This window comes from Aliiroseovarius sp. PrR006, from assembly GCF_010500215.1.
GTDB lineage: Bacteria > Pseudomonadota > Alphaproteobacteria > Rhodobacterales > Rhodobacteraceae > Aliiroseovarius.
Map to the genome: position 1 here is coordinate 417,029 of NZ_JAAGOY010000004.1, position 14,538 is coordinate 431,566.

A 14,538-nucleotide genomic window follows, 5' to 3' on the forward strand; every position below is an offset into this window, starting at 1 on the left:
AGAATCAAGGGGGAAGCAATGGTTCAGCGACCATATGTCATTGATACGCTCATCTCGGCCAAGCAAATCGCCGCGCGGGTGGAAGAACTGTCGAAAGAAATCCACGACGAGTTCGATGGTACCGACAAATTGATTGTTGTTGGGTTACTTAGGGGATCGTTCGTCTTCATCGCCGATGTTGTACGCGAGCTGGATCTGCCCGTCGAAGTCGATTTTCTAGAGGCGTCATCCTACGGCAACTCTACCGAAAGCAGCCGAGAAGTTCGTATTCTCAAGGATTTGCGTGGCGAGATCGCCGGGCGCGACGTTCTGGTGGTTGAAGATATCGTCGATACCGGCTTTACGCTGCAGCATGTGATCAAGCTGTTGCATGCGAAAGGCCCGCGCAAGCTGCGCACCATCGCGCTTCTGGACAAACCGTCCCGGCGCGAGGTCGATGTGAAGGCCGATTGGACCGGATTCGAGATCCCTGACGAGTTCGTTGTGGGCTATGGCATCGACTATGCCCAACGCAATCGTAACCTACCCCATATCGGCAAAGTGCGCTTCTTGGACACCCAAGACGGCGAGAGCTAAGTCATGAACCCGCTTTGGCTTCTCAGGATGTCAAAATGGGCGCGTAATCCGCCCTCGGACAAACGGGTGGCGCTTGTGTTTGTCGTGATTGCGATCTGTTTGGCTTTGTTCGCGTATGAATACTTCTTCGGCGCGCCCGACTGGATGAAAGTCGAGCGCGTCAAAAGGCCATAAACCCTAAAATATCAAGATTTTGCAAGGCTTTCTTCGCGTGCTTTTCGCAGACGTTCAAAGTCATCGCCCGCGTGATAGGACGAGCGCGTCAGCGGTGTGGCCGAGACCATCAGGAAGCCTTTTCCGTAGGCCGCCGTCTCGTAATCCTTGAACTCGTCGGGATGCACGAACCGTTCGACCGCATGGTGTTTCGGCGTCGGCTGCAGATACTGCCCGATGGTCAGAAAATCGATATCTGCGGCACGCATATCATCCATGATCTGCATGACAGACTGTCGATCTTCGCCCAGACCAACCATGATGCCTGACTTTGTAAACATCGAGGGATCCAGCTCTTTCACACGCTGAAGCAGGCGGAGCGAGTGGAAATAGCGCGCGCCGGGACGCACCTGAGGATAGAGGCCCGGAACAGTCTCAAGGTTGTGGTTGAATACGTCAGGACGCGCCTCAACGACGGTTTCCAGCACGCTATCCTCGCATTTCAGGAAGTCAGGTGTCAGGATTTCGATCGTCGTCTCGGGCGACTGGTGACGCACGGCGCGGATGGTCTGGGCAAAGTGCTCTGCCCCGCCATCCTTCAGGTCGTCGCGGTCCACGGACGTGATTACAACGTGGTTCAAACCCAGTTTCTTGACCGCATGCGCCACGCGACCCGGTTCGAACGCGTCCAAGTCATCCGGCTTACCGGTAGCAACGTTGCAGAAGGTACAGCCACGCGTACAGATCTCGCCCATGATCATCATGGTGGCGTGGCCTTGGCTCCAGCATTCACCGGCATTCGGGCAGCCCGCCTCTTCACAGACGGTGACCAGATTGTTCTCGCGCATGATCTTATGCGTCTCGGCATAGCCCTTGCCGCCGGGTGCCTTCACACGGATCCAGCTGGGTTTCTTGGGCTGAGCGTTATCCTTGCGATGCGCCTTTTCGGGGTGGCGGCTTTCAGGGATTTTCAGATCACGCATGGCTTTCCTCCGGGCCAGTAGTTCTGACCTATATAAGCGCCCCATGCCCCCAAGTCACCTTGAAAGCCTGCTTTTCTGATATGCATCACGCGCATAGCCGAAAGCAGGGGTCGAGCAAATTGTCGCGCTGCAGAAAATCCCCGTTGAGCGTCATTTGGAATCGTTCTAATCCTTCCCTTAACGCGCGAAGCGATTCCCAGCCACGCGCTTAGACAGTAAAGGATTTATCCAATGAAAGCAGGCGTTAACGTCCCCAACATCACCTTCCGCACCCGCGTTCGTGATGAGAGTATCGAAGGCCCGAACCCGTTCCGCTGGCAGGACATGACCTCGGACGATTACTTCAAAGGCAAGCGCGTTGTTCTGTTCTCGCTGCCCGGCGCGTTCACCCCGACCTGCTCGACCTATCAGCTGCCCGGCTACGAGAACGGCTTTGCCGATTTCGCCGCGGAAGGCATCGACGAGATCTACTGCATGTCGGTCAACGACAGCTTCGTCATGAACGCCTGGGCCCGCAACCAAGAACTGGAAAACGTCAAAGTCATCCCCGATGGCTCGGGCGAGTTCACCCGCTTGATGGGCATGCTGGTCCAGAAAGACAATTTGGGCTTCGGCGCCCGCTCGTGGCGCTATGCTGCTGTCATCAACGACGGTGTTGTAGAAGCATGGTTCGAAGAGCCCGGCCGCACAGACAACCACGGTGAAGACCCCTATGGCGAAAGCGCGCCGGAAACCGTTCTGGCATGGCTGAAAGAAGCCAAAGAAGCCGTCGCGTAAGCGATTGCCGCAAAAATCAGGAAGGGTCGCTCAATCGAGCGGCCCTTTTTTTGTGGTGATAGAGCAAACTATCTCTACACGTCGGCTGTGCACATCAGAGTTCGGTGTAAGACCGAAAAGAGACCATCTTAGCCGCAGGTGCGTTTTGGCCCCTTACATTCGTCCCCGATAATTGCGCCGGGGTTGTCGGTTCCATCAGTTCCGGGACGCCCATTCTCGTTGGGCTTACCTGCTGCAAGTGCACCTGATGCAACGGAGGCAATAACAAAGGCTATTAGTACAGATTTCTTCATGTGTTTCTCCCCTTCTTTGTCGGGGTGGTCGGATATCAAACTCTAATGTTCACCCGAAAACGACAAAGGAATTCGAAGGGCTTAATTGCCCCAACGAGCGTTTAAATTAACACGAATTAACCTTTTAATCAAAATTCCCACATTTTGACGTGAGGAGATACCGGGTAAGACTGATTGCTTTCCAAGCTGTGCGGCCTCGGGCAAAAGCGCATCAATGTCGCGCCAAATTTCCCGTTCAGCCAAACGCAGGAACAACAGATCTAGGCGTCTAGTGCCCGCAAGCCCTTCAAGAACCGCGCCGCATTCGCCTGATATCCCAGCGCCGAGGCTTCGAGCCCCTTGATCGCCGCGTCATCCAGCTCGCGCACCACTTTGCCCGGTGCGCCCAGAACCATCGAGCCGTCAGGGATCACCTTGCCCTCGGTCACCAGCGCCCCTGCCCCGATTAGGCAGTTTTTGCCGATCACCGCGCCGTTCATCACGGTGGCATTCATGCCGATCAGGCTGCCGTCTCCGATGGTGCAACCGTGCAGTAGCACTTTGTGGCCCACGGTGACGTTCTGGCCGATGGTCAGCGGAAAACCCATATCGGTATGAAAGACGCTGTTTTCCTGCACGTTCGTGCCCGCACCCACATGGATCAGCTCGTTGTCGCCGCGCAGGGTCGACCCGAACCAGACCGAGGCTTTCGAATCGATTTGCACCTTGCCGATCAGGTTAGCATCCGGTGCGATGAACGCGTCTTCGGCGATTTCCGGGGCGATCCCGTCCAGTTCGTAGATCATGCGTCTCCCTCCTCAAACTCGGCTTGCAGCTTGCGTACGTGATCCAACAAGCTGGGCTGCTGGTTTCGACGCTGGCGGGTGGCTTCGACGATGGTAATTAGCTTTTGCGCCGTCGCCTCAAGATCGTCATTCACCAGCACATAGTCATAGCTGCCCCAGTGGCTGATCTCGTCCCAGCTTTTCTGCATCCGTTTCTGGATTACCTCGTCGCTGTCTTGTCCACGTCCAACCAGACGGGACCGCAGTTCAGTGATCGAGGGCGGAAGGATGAAGATCGACAGGGAATGCGACGCCATCGAAGAATTGCGGATCTGCACTTCACCCTGCCAGTCCACGTCAAACAACACATCCTTGCCGCTTTCGATCGCGCGGCGCACCGGTTCTGCGGGCGAACCATAGAAATTGCCAAAGACGTGGGCGTGCTCCAGCATCTCGCCTTTGATCACCATGTCCTTGAACTTCCCTTCTTCAACGAAGTGGTAATCCTTGCCGTCGACTTCGCCCTCGCGCGGCGCGCGCGTCGTGGCCGAGACCGAGAAGCTGAGCGTCGGGTCCCAGTCCATCAGCCGCTTGGCCAAGGTCGATTTTCCTGCGCCCGAGGGCGAAGACAGGATGATTAGAAGACCGCGACGGTTTTCCGGGTTGTTTTCGGCGGCACTCATGGGGTTACTCCACGTTCTGAACTTGCTCGCGCATCTGATCAATCACATGCTTCAGGTCAAGACCCACTCGGGTCAGTTCGTTAAATTGTGCTTTTGAACACAACGTGTTGGCTTCGCGATTGAATTCTTGCATCAGGAAATCAAGCTTGCGGCCAGCGGGGTCCCCAGCGGTCAGATGCGACCGGGCAACGGTGATATGGGCGCGCAAACGGTCCAATTCTTCGCGCACATCGGTTTTCACGGCAATCAGGGCAAGTTCTTGCGCCACGCGGTCGGGGTTGGCCCCGTCTGTCGCGTCCATGATCCGGGCCAGCGCATCGCGAAGCCCGTCCGCTTGTGCCTGGCTGCGCTCTTCCAGCAACGCCTCAGCCTGCCCGACCAGCACCTCTACTTGCTCCACCTGCCCCGACAGGATGTCGGACAGTGCCTGCCCTTCTTCCTGACGCGAGGCCACGAAGTCGTCGACCAAACTGGGGATCTGTTCTTTCAATGCGTCAATCAGTGGCGCACGACTGTCTGCATCCGCTGCCCGCACCTCGATCACGCCACGCAGCTGCGCGATATCTGCTGCCGATACGGGCGAGACTGCCAGTCCACGCATCTCGGCCTCGGCGGCGATCGACAAAAGGTGAGACACCGCCTGCCCCAACCGCTCGGGGTTCACGGCATATTGCCCGTCATCGTCAGGATGCGAGACTCGCAACGTCACAGACACGTTCCCACGCGCGATCTTTTGCTTCAGCGCCTTACGCAGCGTGTCCTCGACGCCATCAAGTCCGTCTGGTAGCCGCAGTCGGATATCCAGCCCGCGTGCATTCACCGATCGCAGGTCCCAAACCCAGGTAAATCCGTTCAGTTCACCAGTTGCGCTGGCATATCCGGTCATCGAGTAAATCATGAGTGGTTAACCATTTGATAAGATTTTCCGCCAAATTCGATCAGAATATGGCATATTAAGGTATCGGTAAGCATTACCTACGTATTCGTTAACAAACGGTCACCGAATGGACAAGGATCAGACAGATCCCATCCGGGGCCAGGTCGCCGGGAACAAAGAGATGAAAATCGAGTATCTGCGTAACGGGAATGTTGTCTCGCTGTTATCGGCCCGGCAGGGCAAAACCTATCCTGCGATCGCACAGGTTAAAGCCTATTGGCACGGGCTGCGCAACGGACGTCTTTGCCCCACCCGGCAAGAGGTTGATCCCCGTGGAATGGCGGGTGCGCTGCACGAAGCCTTTATCCTTGAAAAGATCGCACCGGGGCTGGCCCGCATTCGGCTGGCAGGGCAGCATCTGAATGACGTTCTGAACATGGAGGTCCGCGGGATGCCGATCTCGGTCTTTTTCGAGGCCGATGCCCGCAACGAATTGCACCGCGCGCTTGAAGCGCTTTTCGATATGCCCGCACAAATCACCCTGTATTTGGCCGCCGCCGGCGGCGCTTTCCGAAAACCCGTTGAGGCGCAGATGGTGATGCTGCCTTTGCGTGATGAGGATGGCCAGGTCACACGTGTTCTGGGCGCGTTACAGGTGGATGGCGCACTAAAAAGCGGTCCGCATCGGTTTTCGATCCAATCCGTCGAAACCTCAGCCATCGTGGTCAAGAATGACGCGTTAGCGTCGATGTCAAAGCCTCAGACTGCCTATGATGAAGAAAAGGCTGCGGCAGCACGATCGCGCGAAGCATTGGATCTGCGCCTGGGCGCCAATCCGGGATTGCATATGGGACATGTTTATCGCGAGCCCGTTCCCGGCGGTGACGACACATTTCGAAGCTTCGTCGAAGCACAACGTCATTTTGACATGCGCACGGAATTGGACCAGCCTGATGCGGGGAAATCAGGACAACAGGCACATCTGAAACTGGTGACGTCCAACTAATTTTGCCTGTATGTGGGAGCAAGGGGCGTTCTGCACTGCTTCGGGCAAATAGAAACGCCCCGGCGACATTGCCGGGGCGTTTACTTTTTCGACCTATGCTAACGCTTAGCTGGCTTTGGCGGCCAGAGCATCCCCGTTGCGACGGGCCGACAACTCTTCGGCCACCAGGAAGGCCAGTTCCAGCGACTGGCTGGCATTCAGGCGCGGGTCGCAGGCGGTGTGATAGCGATCCGACAAATCTTCGTCGGTCACGGCACGTACGCCGCCCGTGCACTCGGTCACGTCCGAGCCGGTCATCTCGAAATGCACGCCACCGGGGACCGAGCCCTCGGCCTTGTGCACGGCGAAGAACTCTTGCACTTCTTTCAGCACGCTGTCGAACGGACGGGTTTTATACCCCGAGGCCGACTTGATCGTGTTGCCGTGCATCGGATCACAGGACCAGACCACGTTGGCGCCTTCTTCCTGCACGGTCTTGATCAGACGCGGCAGGTGTTCACCAACTTTGCCGGCACCAAAGCGTGCGATCAGGGTCAGACGGCCCGCTTCGTTTTCTGGGTTCAGTTTTTCAAGCAGGATCTTCAGATCTTCGGCAGTGGTGGTCGGGCCACATTTCAGGCCAATCGGGTTGATCACGCCACGCAGGAATTCAACATGCGCGCCGTCCGGCTGACGGGTACGGTCGCCGATCCACAGCATGTGGCCAGAGCCTGCAACCGTCTTGCCGGTGGTGGCGTCCAGACGGGTCAGCGCCTCTTCATATTCCAGCAGCAGGCTTTCATGAGAGGTGTAGAAATCCACCGTTTGCAGCGTGTGCATACGATCTGCAGTTACGCCAGCAGATTGCATAAAGTCCAAGCTGTCCTGAATACGCTCGGCCATCGCGCGATACTTTTCAGCCTCGCCCGAGGCGGTGAAATCCAGCGTCCATTTGTGCACCTGATGCACGTCTGCCAGACCACCGGTCGAGAACGCGCGCAGCAGGTTCAGCGTTGCAGCGGACTGCGTATAGGCCTGCAGCATCTTCTGCGGATCCGGGATGCGGGCGTCCGAGGTGAAATCCAGCTCGTTGATGATGTCACCGCGGTAGCTGGGCAGTTCAACACCATCCAGGGTTTCGGTAGGGGCCGAGCGCGGTTTGGCGAACTGGCCAGCCATACGCCCCACTTTGACAACGGGCACCTTGGCACCAAAGGTCAGCACCATCGCCATCTGCAGCATGACTTTGAACGTGTCACGAATGCCATCAGCCGAGAAATCGGCGAAGCTTTCAGCGCAGTCACCGCCTTGCAGCAGGAACGCTTCACCACGCGAGGCACGGCCCAGCTCTTCGCGCAGGCGCATGGCCTCGCCGGCAAAAACCAAGGGCGGATACTTTGCAAGTTGCGCCTCGACCTCGGCCAGTGCGGCCGGATCAGTATAGTCTGGCATCTGTACCCTTGGCTTGTTGCGCCAGGTCGACTTGTCCCACTCCGTCATGGTTTTCTCCGTTAACTATCTGTCTTCGCCCACGATACGGGGCGACGCCTCTTTTATCCTGTCCGACGTTAACGTGCAAACAGAGTTGCGAAACAGTAATATGACGGAAATTTCCCATCGTTTGTCGCATATGTATTGGTGCGCTATGATCGGTAAAAAAAGCGACTTGCTGCGGGCCTCTAAACCTGCTGAATTTGTCGCTACCTTTATAGAACCCATGAAGAAAAGGGTGAGTCGGATGACCAAACTGTCAGAGATGAATGATCAAGCTGCACGTCGGTTTGTGTTCGTTCTTGTTGACGGGTTTACCCTTTTGAGTTTTGCCGGTGCTGTCGATGCATTGCGGATCGCCAATCGCGCCAGCGGCAAGAAGCTTTATGACTGGGTGATCCTGTCTGAAGACGGCGGAGAAGTTACGTCCTCTGCTGGCCCCAGCTTTCTGGCCGATGGCGCGTTGGAAGAGCTTCGCCGCGACGACACGCTGGTTCTGGTGTCCGGCGTCGACGTGCAAAGCAATTGCAGCACCAAGTTGTTGAACTGGCTCCGCCGCGAATCCCGTCGGGGGGTGCGTATTGCCGGTCTGTGTACCGCGGCACATATCTTGGCCAAGACCGGGCTACTGAATGACAAACGCGCAACGATCCACTGGGAAAACCATGACAGCTTCTCTGAGGAGTTCGACGAGGTTGAACTGACAAAGCGCGTATTCGTGGTCGATGGTAAGATCATGACCGCTGCCGGCGGCACCGCTGCCATTGACCTGATCCTGAAGATTATTGCCGAGGATCAGGGCGAGGACGTGGCCAATGTGGTGGCCGATCAGCAGATCTACACGACGATCCGTACCGAAAGCGACAGCCAGCGCCTGTCCGTGCCAACCCGTATCGGCGTGCGCCACCCCAAGCTTTCCGATGTGATCCGCAAGATGGAAGCCAACATAGAAGAGCCGATTTCACCGTCGGTTCTGGCCAGCGAAGTGGGCATGTCCACACGCCAGCTGGAGCGCCTGTTCCGCCGCTATCTGAACCGCTCGCCCAAGCGCTACTACATGGAACTGCGCCTGCAAAAAGCGCGCAACCTGCTGATGCAAACGGATATGAGCGTGATCAACGTGGCCTTGTCCTGCGGGTTTTCCAGCCCCTCGCATTTCTCGAAATGCTACCGGTCGCATTATGACACCACCCCCTATCGCGAACGCGGCAGCCGCGGGGCCAGGCCTGCGTAAGCCAATATCTCATGTTGCGTTTAAGAATCAGTGTTTGGCGCATTTCGGGGCCAAGCTGACGTATTCTGTGCACGAAAAATCGGGCTCGTTGAAATCGAAAACGACACCGAATACGCCTAGCCGCAGCGAGACCCTGACGACCCGTAAACCTCGGCGGTTTTTTGAGCAAATCATCTGCTTCGGCCTTTTCTTTTCCGGTATGCGCGCCTAGGGTCGAGACCGGAATTTTCCAATTGGGAGAACAAAAATGAAAAAACTTCTTATGGCCACCGCTGCAACTGCACTGGTTGGCGGCGCTGCATATGCAGACGACCACGCAATCAAACTGGGCACCATTCTTGGCTATACTGGCCCGATCGAAAGCCTGACCCCGCATATGGCGGGTGGCGCTGAACTGGCGATGGAAGAAGTGTCGGCCTCGGGCCTGCTTCTGGGTGGCAAGTCGGTCGTCAGCGTCCGTGCCGATTCGACCTGTGTAGACAGCGCAGCCGCGACCGCCGCAGCTGAACGCCTGATCACTTCGGATGGCGTCAAAGGCCTGATGGGCCCGGATTGTTCGGGTGTGACCGGCGCTGTGCTGGCCAACGTAGCCCTGCCCAACGGCATCGTCATGATCTCGCCGTCGGCGACCTCGCCGGGTCTGTCGACCGCAGAAGACAACGGCCTGTTCTTCCGCACCGCTCCTTCGGATGCCCGTCAGTCGGACGTGATGGCTGCAATCCTGAAGGAAAATGGCGTGGGATCGGTTGCTGTGACCTACACCAACAACGACTACGGCAAGGGCATGGCTGACGCGTTCAAAGCTGCCTTTGAAGCCGCCGGTGGCGAAGTGACCATCGTGGCCTCGCACGAAGACGGCAAAGCGGACTACACCGCTGAAGTCGGCGCTCTGGCCTCGGCCGGTGGCGACGTGCTGGTTGTGGCTGGCTATGTGGACCAAGGTGGTGCAGGCATCGTGCGCGGTGCGCTGGACACCGGTGCATTCGACACCTTCCACTTCCCCGATGGCATGATCGGCTCGAACCTGGAGGCCAACTTCGGCTCGGACATCGACGGCTCGACCGGTCAGGTTCCGGGCACCGACAGCCCCGGTGCTGCCACTTTTGCTGAATTGGTCGGTGACAAGTTCGACGTGACCTCGCCCTACACCGGCGAAAGCTATGACGCAGCTGCTCTGATCATGCTGGCCATGCAGGCTGCTGGTTCGGCTGAGCCGGGTGACTATGTTTCGAAAGTCGAAATGGTTGCCAACGCTCCGGGCGAAAAAATCTATCCGGGTGAGTTGGCCAAAGGCCTGCAGATCCTGGCCGACGGCGGCGACATCGACTATGTCGGCGCAACCGCGGTTGAGCTGGTAGACGGTGGCGAAGCTGCTGGTTCGTACCGCGAAATCAAGATCGAAGGCGGCAAGATGGTAACGGTCCAATACCGTTAATCTAACGCCAAGTTGACCTGAAGCAGCCCGGACTTTCCGGGCTGTTTCAATATGTTAGGCAACCATCTTTAGGTTGTAGAGGGAACAGACATGATCGTCATCGAAGACGTCCATAAGCATTTTGGCGGCTTTCGTGCCGTTGATGGGGCAACCCTGACCATCCAAGACAAGTCCATCACCGGACTGATCGGCCCGAACGGTGCGGGCAAAACGACGCTATTCAATGTCATCGCGGGCGTGTTGAAGCCGACTTCGGGTCGGATCACCATGGCAGGCGAAGACATCACCGGCCTGCCTCCGCACGAGCTGTTCCACAAAGGCCTTCTGCGCACTTTCCAGATTGCGCATGAATTCGGTTCGATGACCTGCCGCGAGAACTTGATGATGGTCCCCGGCGGCCAGTCAGGCGAACGCCTTTGGGATACTTGGTTCGGTCGCAAGCGCATCGCAGATGAAGAACGCGCCCTGAAAGCCAAAGCAGACGAAGTGCTGGAGTTCCTGACGATCTCGCACATTTCCAACCTGCGCGCGGGTGAAATCTCGGGCGGCCAGAAAAAGCTTCTGGAACTGGGCCGCACCATGATGGTGGACGCCAAAATCGTTTTCCTCGACGAAGTCGGCGCCGGTGTGAACCGTACGCTGCTATACACCATCGCCGACGCAATCAAACGTCTGAACGAAGAGCGTGGCTACACCTTCGTTGTCATTGAGCACGACATGGATTTCATCGAGAAAATCTGTGACCCTGTGATCTGTATGGCCGAAGGCAAAGTGCTGGCAGAAGGTACTCTGGCCGAAATCAAGGCCAACGAACAGGTGATCGAAGCCTATCTGGGCACGGGCCTGAAGAATAAGAAAGAGAACGCATAATGAGCGAACCTTTCCTCATTGGAGACAGCATGACCGGCGGCTACGGCAAGGGCCCGGACATTCTGCATGACTGCACCATCGCCGTCGACAAGGGCGAGATCGCTGTGATCGTCGGCCCCAACGGCGCAGGCAAATCTACCGGCATGAAGGCCGTATTTGGAATGTTGAACGTGCGCTCGGGCGCGGTTCGGTTGGGTGGTGAAGACATCACCAACCTGTCGCCTCAGGATCGCGTGCGAAAAGGCATGGGCTTTGTGCCGCAGACCCACAACATCTTCACGTCGATGACCGTGGAAGAGAACCTCGAGATGGGTGGTTTCATCCGTACCGACGATATCCACGAGACGATTGAACAGGTCTATGAGCTGTTCCCGATTCTGCGCGAAAAGCGCAACCAGCCTGCGGGCGAGCTGTCGGGCGGTCAGCGTCAACAGGTGGCCGTGGGCCGCGCGCTGATGACCAAACCGACCGTTCTGATGCTGGACGAACCCACAGCGGGCGTTAGCCCTATCGTGATGGACGAGCTGTTTGACCGGATTATCGAGGTCGCCCGCACCGGAATCTCGATCCTGATGGTGGAACAAAACGCCCGTCAAGCGCTTGAAATCGCAGACAAAGGCTATGTCCTTGTACAGGGCCGCAACGCGCACACAGGCTCGGGCAAAGAGCTTCTGGCCGACCCCGAAGTCCGCCAATCGTTCCTAGGGGGCTGACGCATGCGTTTCGCCCTTACCCTGACACTGGCCCTGAGCCCCGCGCCGCTTCTGGCGCAGGACTGCAGCTTCGTGACCGAGTGTTACGAGGACCAAGCCTGTCAGGACACAGACTTTTCGCTGACCGCCGACTTGACCAGCGAGCGTCTGATCACCGGCTTCGGAGATCTGACCATCGTCGCCGCCAAACAGGCTGGCGCCTTGACCACGTTGTTCGCCACTGGCGACGGCGCTGAATATCTTCTGTCCCGCAACGGTGACGCTGCCCGCTTCACGGCCCACTCTAATGTGGGTCCGGCGGCAATCACCTATTTGGGCACCTGTAAGGGAGAGTTCTGATGGACTTTCTGAACGCGCTTGTCGCGCTTTCAAACTTTGTACTGATCCCCGCGATCGCCTATGGCAGCCAGCTTGCGCTAGGCGCGCTTGGGGTCACGCTGATTTACGGCATCCTGCGGTTCTCGAACTTCGCCCATGGCGATACGATGGCCTTTGGCGCGATGGTGACGATCCTGTTTACATGGTGGTTCCAGTCGATGGGGCTGTCCATTCATCCGCTGCCCACGGCCCTTCTGGCCTTGCCCTTTGGTATCGTCGTCACATCGATGCTTCTGATCGCCACGGACCGCACAGTGTATCGTTTCTATCGTCGCGTAAAAGCGAAACCGATCGTGTTTGTCATGGCCTCGATGGGCGTGATGTTCATCATGAACGGCGTGGTACGCTTCATCATCGGGCCGGGCGATCAACGCTTTGCCGATGGCGAGCGGTTCATTATCCGCGCGCGTGACTTCAAGAACGCCACGGGGCTGAACGAAGGCCTGGCTTTCAAAACTTCGCAGGGCATCACCATTGTGACCGCGATCATCGTGGTCGCCGTACTGTTCTGGTTCCTGAACCGCACCCGCACCGGCAAGTCGATGCGCGCTTTCTCGGATAACGAGGATCTGGCGCTTCTGTCGGGCATCAACCCGGAGCGCGTGGTGATGATCACATGGATCATCGTCGCTGCCCTGATTACCATCGCAGGCACGCTGTATGGGCTTGATAAAAGCTTCAAACCCTTCACCTATTTCCAGCTTCTGCTGCCCATCTTCGCCTCGGCCATCGTAGGCGGTCTGGGCAACCCGCTGGGGGCCATCGCAGGCGGGTTCGTCATCGCGTTCTCCGAGGTCACGATCACTTATGCCTGGAAGAAAGTCGCGGTCTATCTGCTGCCCGAAAGTCTGGAGCCGTCCAGCCTCGTCCAGCTGATGTCCACCGACTATAAATTCGCAGTCAGCTTCGTGATCCTGATCGTCGTCTTGCTGTTCAAACCAACCGGTCTATTCAAGGGGCAATCGGTATGAGCCAATCACTTCGTACTCCGCTTCTGTTTGGCGCCGTCGCGCTGCTGTTCATTCTTCAAGGGTCGACCGACTGGTGGATCTTCGCGGGCAGCTGGAACGCATCTCTGACCATTCTGAACATGGCGCTGATCTCGGCGATCATGGCGTTGGGCGTGAACCTGCAATGGGGTTATGCTGGCCTGTTTAACGTTGGTATCATGGGCTTTGTCGCACTTGGGGGCTTGGCCACCGTGCTTGTGGCCATGCCCACAACCCCCGGTGCGTGGAGCCAAGGCGGCGTTGGCATTGTTTTCGGACTGTTGGTCGGGGCAGCCACGGTTATCGCCGCAGTCCTCATAAACACGCGCATGGCGGCGGGTCGCAACCGCACCTTGGCGACACTGGCCACTCTAATCGTCGGCTTCTTCGTCTACCGCTATATCTTTGATGCGGGTGTCGCGGGCGTCGAGGCCATTAACCCTGCGCAAACCGGCTATCTTGGCGGGCTGAACCCCGGTGGCCCGGACAACTACAAAGCCCACGGCTATATGACCATTCTGGCATGGCCGGTCGGCGGCCTGTTGGCTGCAGGTGCGGCGTGGGTCGTCGGCAAGACCGCGCTGGGGCTGCGCTCGGACTATCTTGCGATTGCGACCCTTGGGATTTCCGAGATTGTCATCGCGATCATCAAGAACGAAGACTGGATGGCCCGGGGCGTGAAGAACGTCATCGGCATTCCCCGCCCGGTACCGTATGAGATCGACCTGCAGCAAAGCGCAGATTTCGTTGCGCGCGCAGAAAGCCTCGGGCTGGATGCCACGACTGCATCGACACTGGCCGTGAAGCTGTCTTATTCGGCGCTCTTCACCGTCGTTCTGGTGATCCTGATTATCTTGGCACAGCTGTCGCTGAACTCGCCCTGGGGCCGCATGATGCGCGCCATTCGCGATAACGAGGTTGCGGCGCAGGCTATGGGTAAAGACGTCACCAAGCGGCATCTTCAAATCTTCGTCCTGGGCTCGGCTCTCTGCGGTCTGGCGGGTGCGATGATGACGACGCTGGACGGCCAGTTGGTTCCCGGCACCTACCAGCCCCTGCGCTTCACCTTCCTGATCTGGGTGATGGTGATTGTCGGTGGATCCGGCAACAATCTGGGCTCGGTTCTGGGCGCGTTCCTGATCTGGTTCCTGTGGATCCAGGTGGAACCGATCGGTAACTGGCTGATGTCGGTTGTGACTATGGGGCTTGAGGACGGATCGGCCCTGAAGACGCACCTGATCAACTCGGCTGCGCATATGCGCCTGTTCTCGATGGGGATCGTGCTGCTTCTGGTGCTGCGGTTCAGCCCACGTGGCCTGATCCCCGAGAAGTAAACC

The 14,538-nt window shown here is 57.7% G+C and carries 17 protein-coding genes; 11 read left to right on the top strand and 6 right to left on the bottom strand.

The annotated features are described in order from the left end of the window. Nucleotides 1–18: 18 nt before the first annotated feature. Both hpt and G0Q00_RS15785 read left to right on the top strand, forming a co-directional pair. The gene (gene hpt, locus G0Q00_RS02090; protein ID WP_163035924.1) at nt 19–576 is read left to right on the top strand and encodes a hypoxanthine phosphoribosyltransferase; all 558 of its coding nucleotides are present in this window, start codon (nt 19–21) and stop codon (nt 574–576) included. 3 nt (nt 577–579) lie between these two features. Beyond that, nucleotides 580–750, top strand: a complete 171-nt coding sequence (locus G0Q00_RS15785) for a hypothetical protein (RefSeq protein ID WP_203564882.1) — start codon at nt 580–582, stop codon at nt 748–750. Nucleotides 751–761: 11 nt separating this feature from the next. Here the strand turns inward: G0Q00_RS15785 and lipA are convergent, their stop codons facing one another. Further along, nucleotides 762–1,712: a lipoyl synthase gene (gene lipA / locus G0Q00_RS02095; protein ID WP_163035926.1), complete on the bottom strand. Its 951-nt coding sequence runs from the start codon at nt 1,710–1,712 to the stop codon at nt 762–764. A 231-nt stretch (nt 1,713–1,943) separates the two neighbouring features. Here lipA and G0Q00_RS02100 point away from each other — a divergent pair, with 231 nt between their 5' ends. Next, nucleotides 1,944–2,489 (top strand): peroxiredoxin, encoded by a 546-nt coding sequence (locus G0Q00_RS02100; protein WP_163035927.1) that lies wholly within the window; start codon nt 1,944–1,946, stop codon nt 2,487–2,489. 128 nt (nt 2,490–2,617) lie between these two features. Here the strand turns inward: G0Q00_RS02100 and G0Q00_RS02105 are convergent, their stop codons facing one another. The 4 genes from G0Q00_RS02105 to G0Q00_RS02120 all read right to left on the bottom strand — a co-directional run bounded on the left by G0Q00_RS02105 (nt 2,618) and on the right by G0Q00_RS02120 (nt 5,127). After that, complete coding sequence (locus tag G0Q00_RS02105) at nt 2,618–2,782, bottom strand: hypothetical protein (protein ID WP_163035929.1); 165 nt, start codon at nt 2,780–2,782, stop codon at nt 2,618–2,620. A 260-nt stretch (nt 2,783–3,042) separates the two neighbouring features. Beyond that, nucleotides 3,043–3,567 (bottom strand): gamma carbonic anhydrase family protein, encoded by a 525-nt coding sequence (locus G0Q00_RS02110; RefSeq protein ID WP_163035931.1) that lies wholly within the window; start codon nt 3,565–3,567, stop codon nt 3,043–3,045. Then, entirely contained in the window at nt 3,564–4,229 is a 666-nt protein-coding gene (gmk, locus tag G0Q00_RS02115; protein ID WP_163035933.1) for a guanylate kinase, read from the bottom strand. Before gmk ends, G0Q00_RS02110 begins: the two co-directional genes overlap by 4 nt. 4 nt (nt 4,230–4,233) lie before the next feature. Beyond that, nucleotides 4,234–5,127 (bottom strand): YicC/YloC family endoribonuclease, encoded by an 894-nt coding sequence (locus tag G0Q00_RS02120; RefSeq protein WP_163035935.1) that lies wholly within the window; start codon nt 5,125–5,127, stop codon nt 4,234–4,236. A 106-nt stretch (nt 5,128–5,233) separates the two neighbouring features. Between G0Q00_RS02120 and G0Q00_RS02125 the strand changes: the two genes are divergently transcribed. Beyond that, a complete protein-coding gene (locus G0Q00_RS02125) occupies nt 5,234–6,112 on the top strand; it encodes a PAS domain-containing protein (RefSeq protein ID WP_163035937.1) in 879 nt (292 codons plus the stop codon). A gap of 105 nt (nt 6,113–6,217) precedes the next feature. Here the strand turns inward: G0Q00_RS02125 and G0Q00_RS02130 are convergent, their stop codons facing one another. Continuing rightward, nucleotides 6,218–7,591 (bottom strand): class II 3-deoxy-7-phosphoheptulonate synthase, encoded by a 1,374-nt coding sequence (locus G0Q00_RS02130; protein WP_163035939.1) that lies wholly within the window; start codon nt 7,589–7,591, stop codon nt 6,218–6,220. A 238-nt stretch (nt 7,592–7,829) separates the two neighbouring features. Between G0Q00_RS02130 and G0Q00_RS02135 the strand changes: the two genes are divergently transcribed. The 7 genes from G0Q00_RS02135 to G0Q00_RS02165 all read left to right on the top strand — a co-directional run bounded on the left by G0Q00_RS02135 (nt 7,830) and on the right by G0Q00_RS02165 (nt 14,535). Beyond that, the gene (locus G0Q00_RS02135) at nt 7,830–8,816 is read left to right on the top strand and encodes a GlxA family transcriptional regulator (protein ID WP_203564883.1); all 987 of its coding nucleotides are present in this window, start codon (nt 7,830–7,832) and stop codon (nt 8,814–8,816) included. Nucleotides 8,817–9,063: 247 nt separating this feature from the next. Then, entirely contained in the window at nt 9,064–10,251 is a 1,188-nt protein-coding gene (locus tag G0Q00_RS02140; RefSeq protein ID WP_163035941.1) for an ABC transporter substrate-binding protein, read from the top strand. A gap of 90 nt (nt 10,252–10,341) precedes the next feature. Further along, nucleotides 10,342–11,121 carry an ABC transporter ATP-binding protein gene (locus G0Q00_RS02145; protein ID WP_163035943.1) on the top strand — a complete coding sequence of 260 codons (780 nt, stop codon included), beginning with the start codon at nt 10,342–10,344 and terminating at the stop codon, nt 11,119–11,121. Further along, nucleotides 11,121–11,834 (top strand): ABC transporter ATP-binding protein, encoded by a 714-nt coding sequence (locus G0Q00_RS02150; RefSeq protein WP_163035945.1) that lies wholly within the window; start codon nt 11,121–11,123, stop codon nt 11,832–11,834. Before G0Q00_RS02145 ends, G0Q00_RS02150 begins: the two co-directional genes overlap by 1 nt. 3 nt (nt 11,835–11,837) lie before the next feature. Further along, nucleotides 11,838–12,173, top strand: a complete 336-nt coding sequence (locus tag G0Q00_RS02155; RefSeq protein WP_163035947.1) for a hypothetical protein — start codon at nt 11,838–11,840, stop codon at nt 12,171–12,173. Beyond that, the gene (locus G0Q00_RS02160) at nt 12,173–13,183 is read left to right on the top strand and encodes a branched-chain amino acid ABC transporter permease (protein WP_163035949.1); all 1,011 of its coding nucleotides are present in this window, start codon (nt 12,173–12,175) and stop codon (nt 13,181–13,183) included. The genes G0Q00_RS02155 and G0Q00_RS02160 overlap by 1 nt, the downstream gene beginning before the upstream one ends. Continuing rightward, complete coding sequence (locus G0Q00_RS02165; protein WP_163035951.1) at nt 13,180–14,535, top strand: branched-chain amino acid ABC transporter permease; 1,356 nt, start codon at nt 13,180–13,182, stop codon at nt 14,533–14,535. Before G0Q00_RS02160 ends, G0Q00_RS02165 begins: the two co-directional genes overlap by 4 nt. The last annotated feature ends 3 nt before the right edge of the window (nt 14,536–14,538 follow it).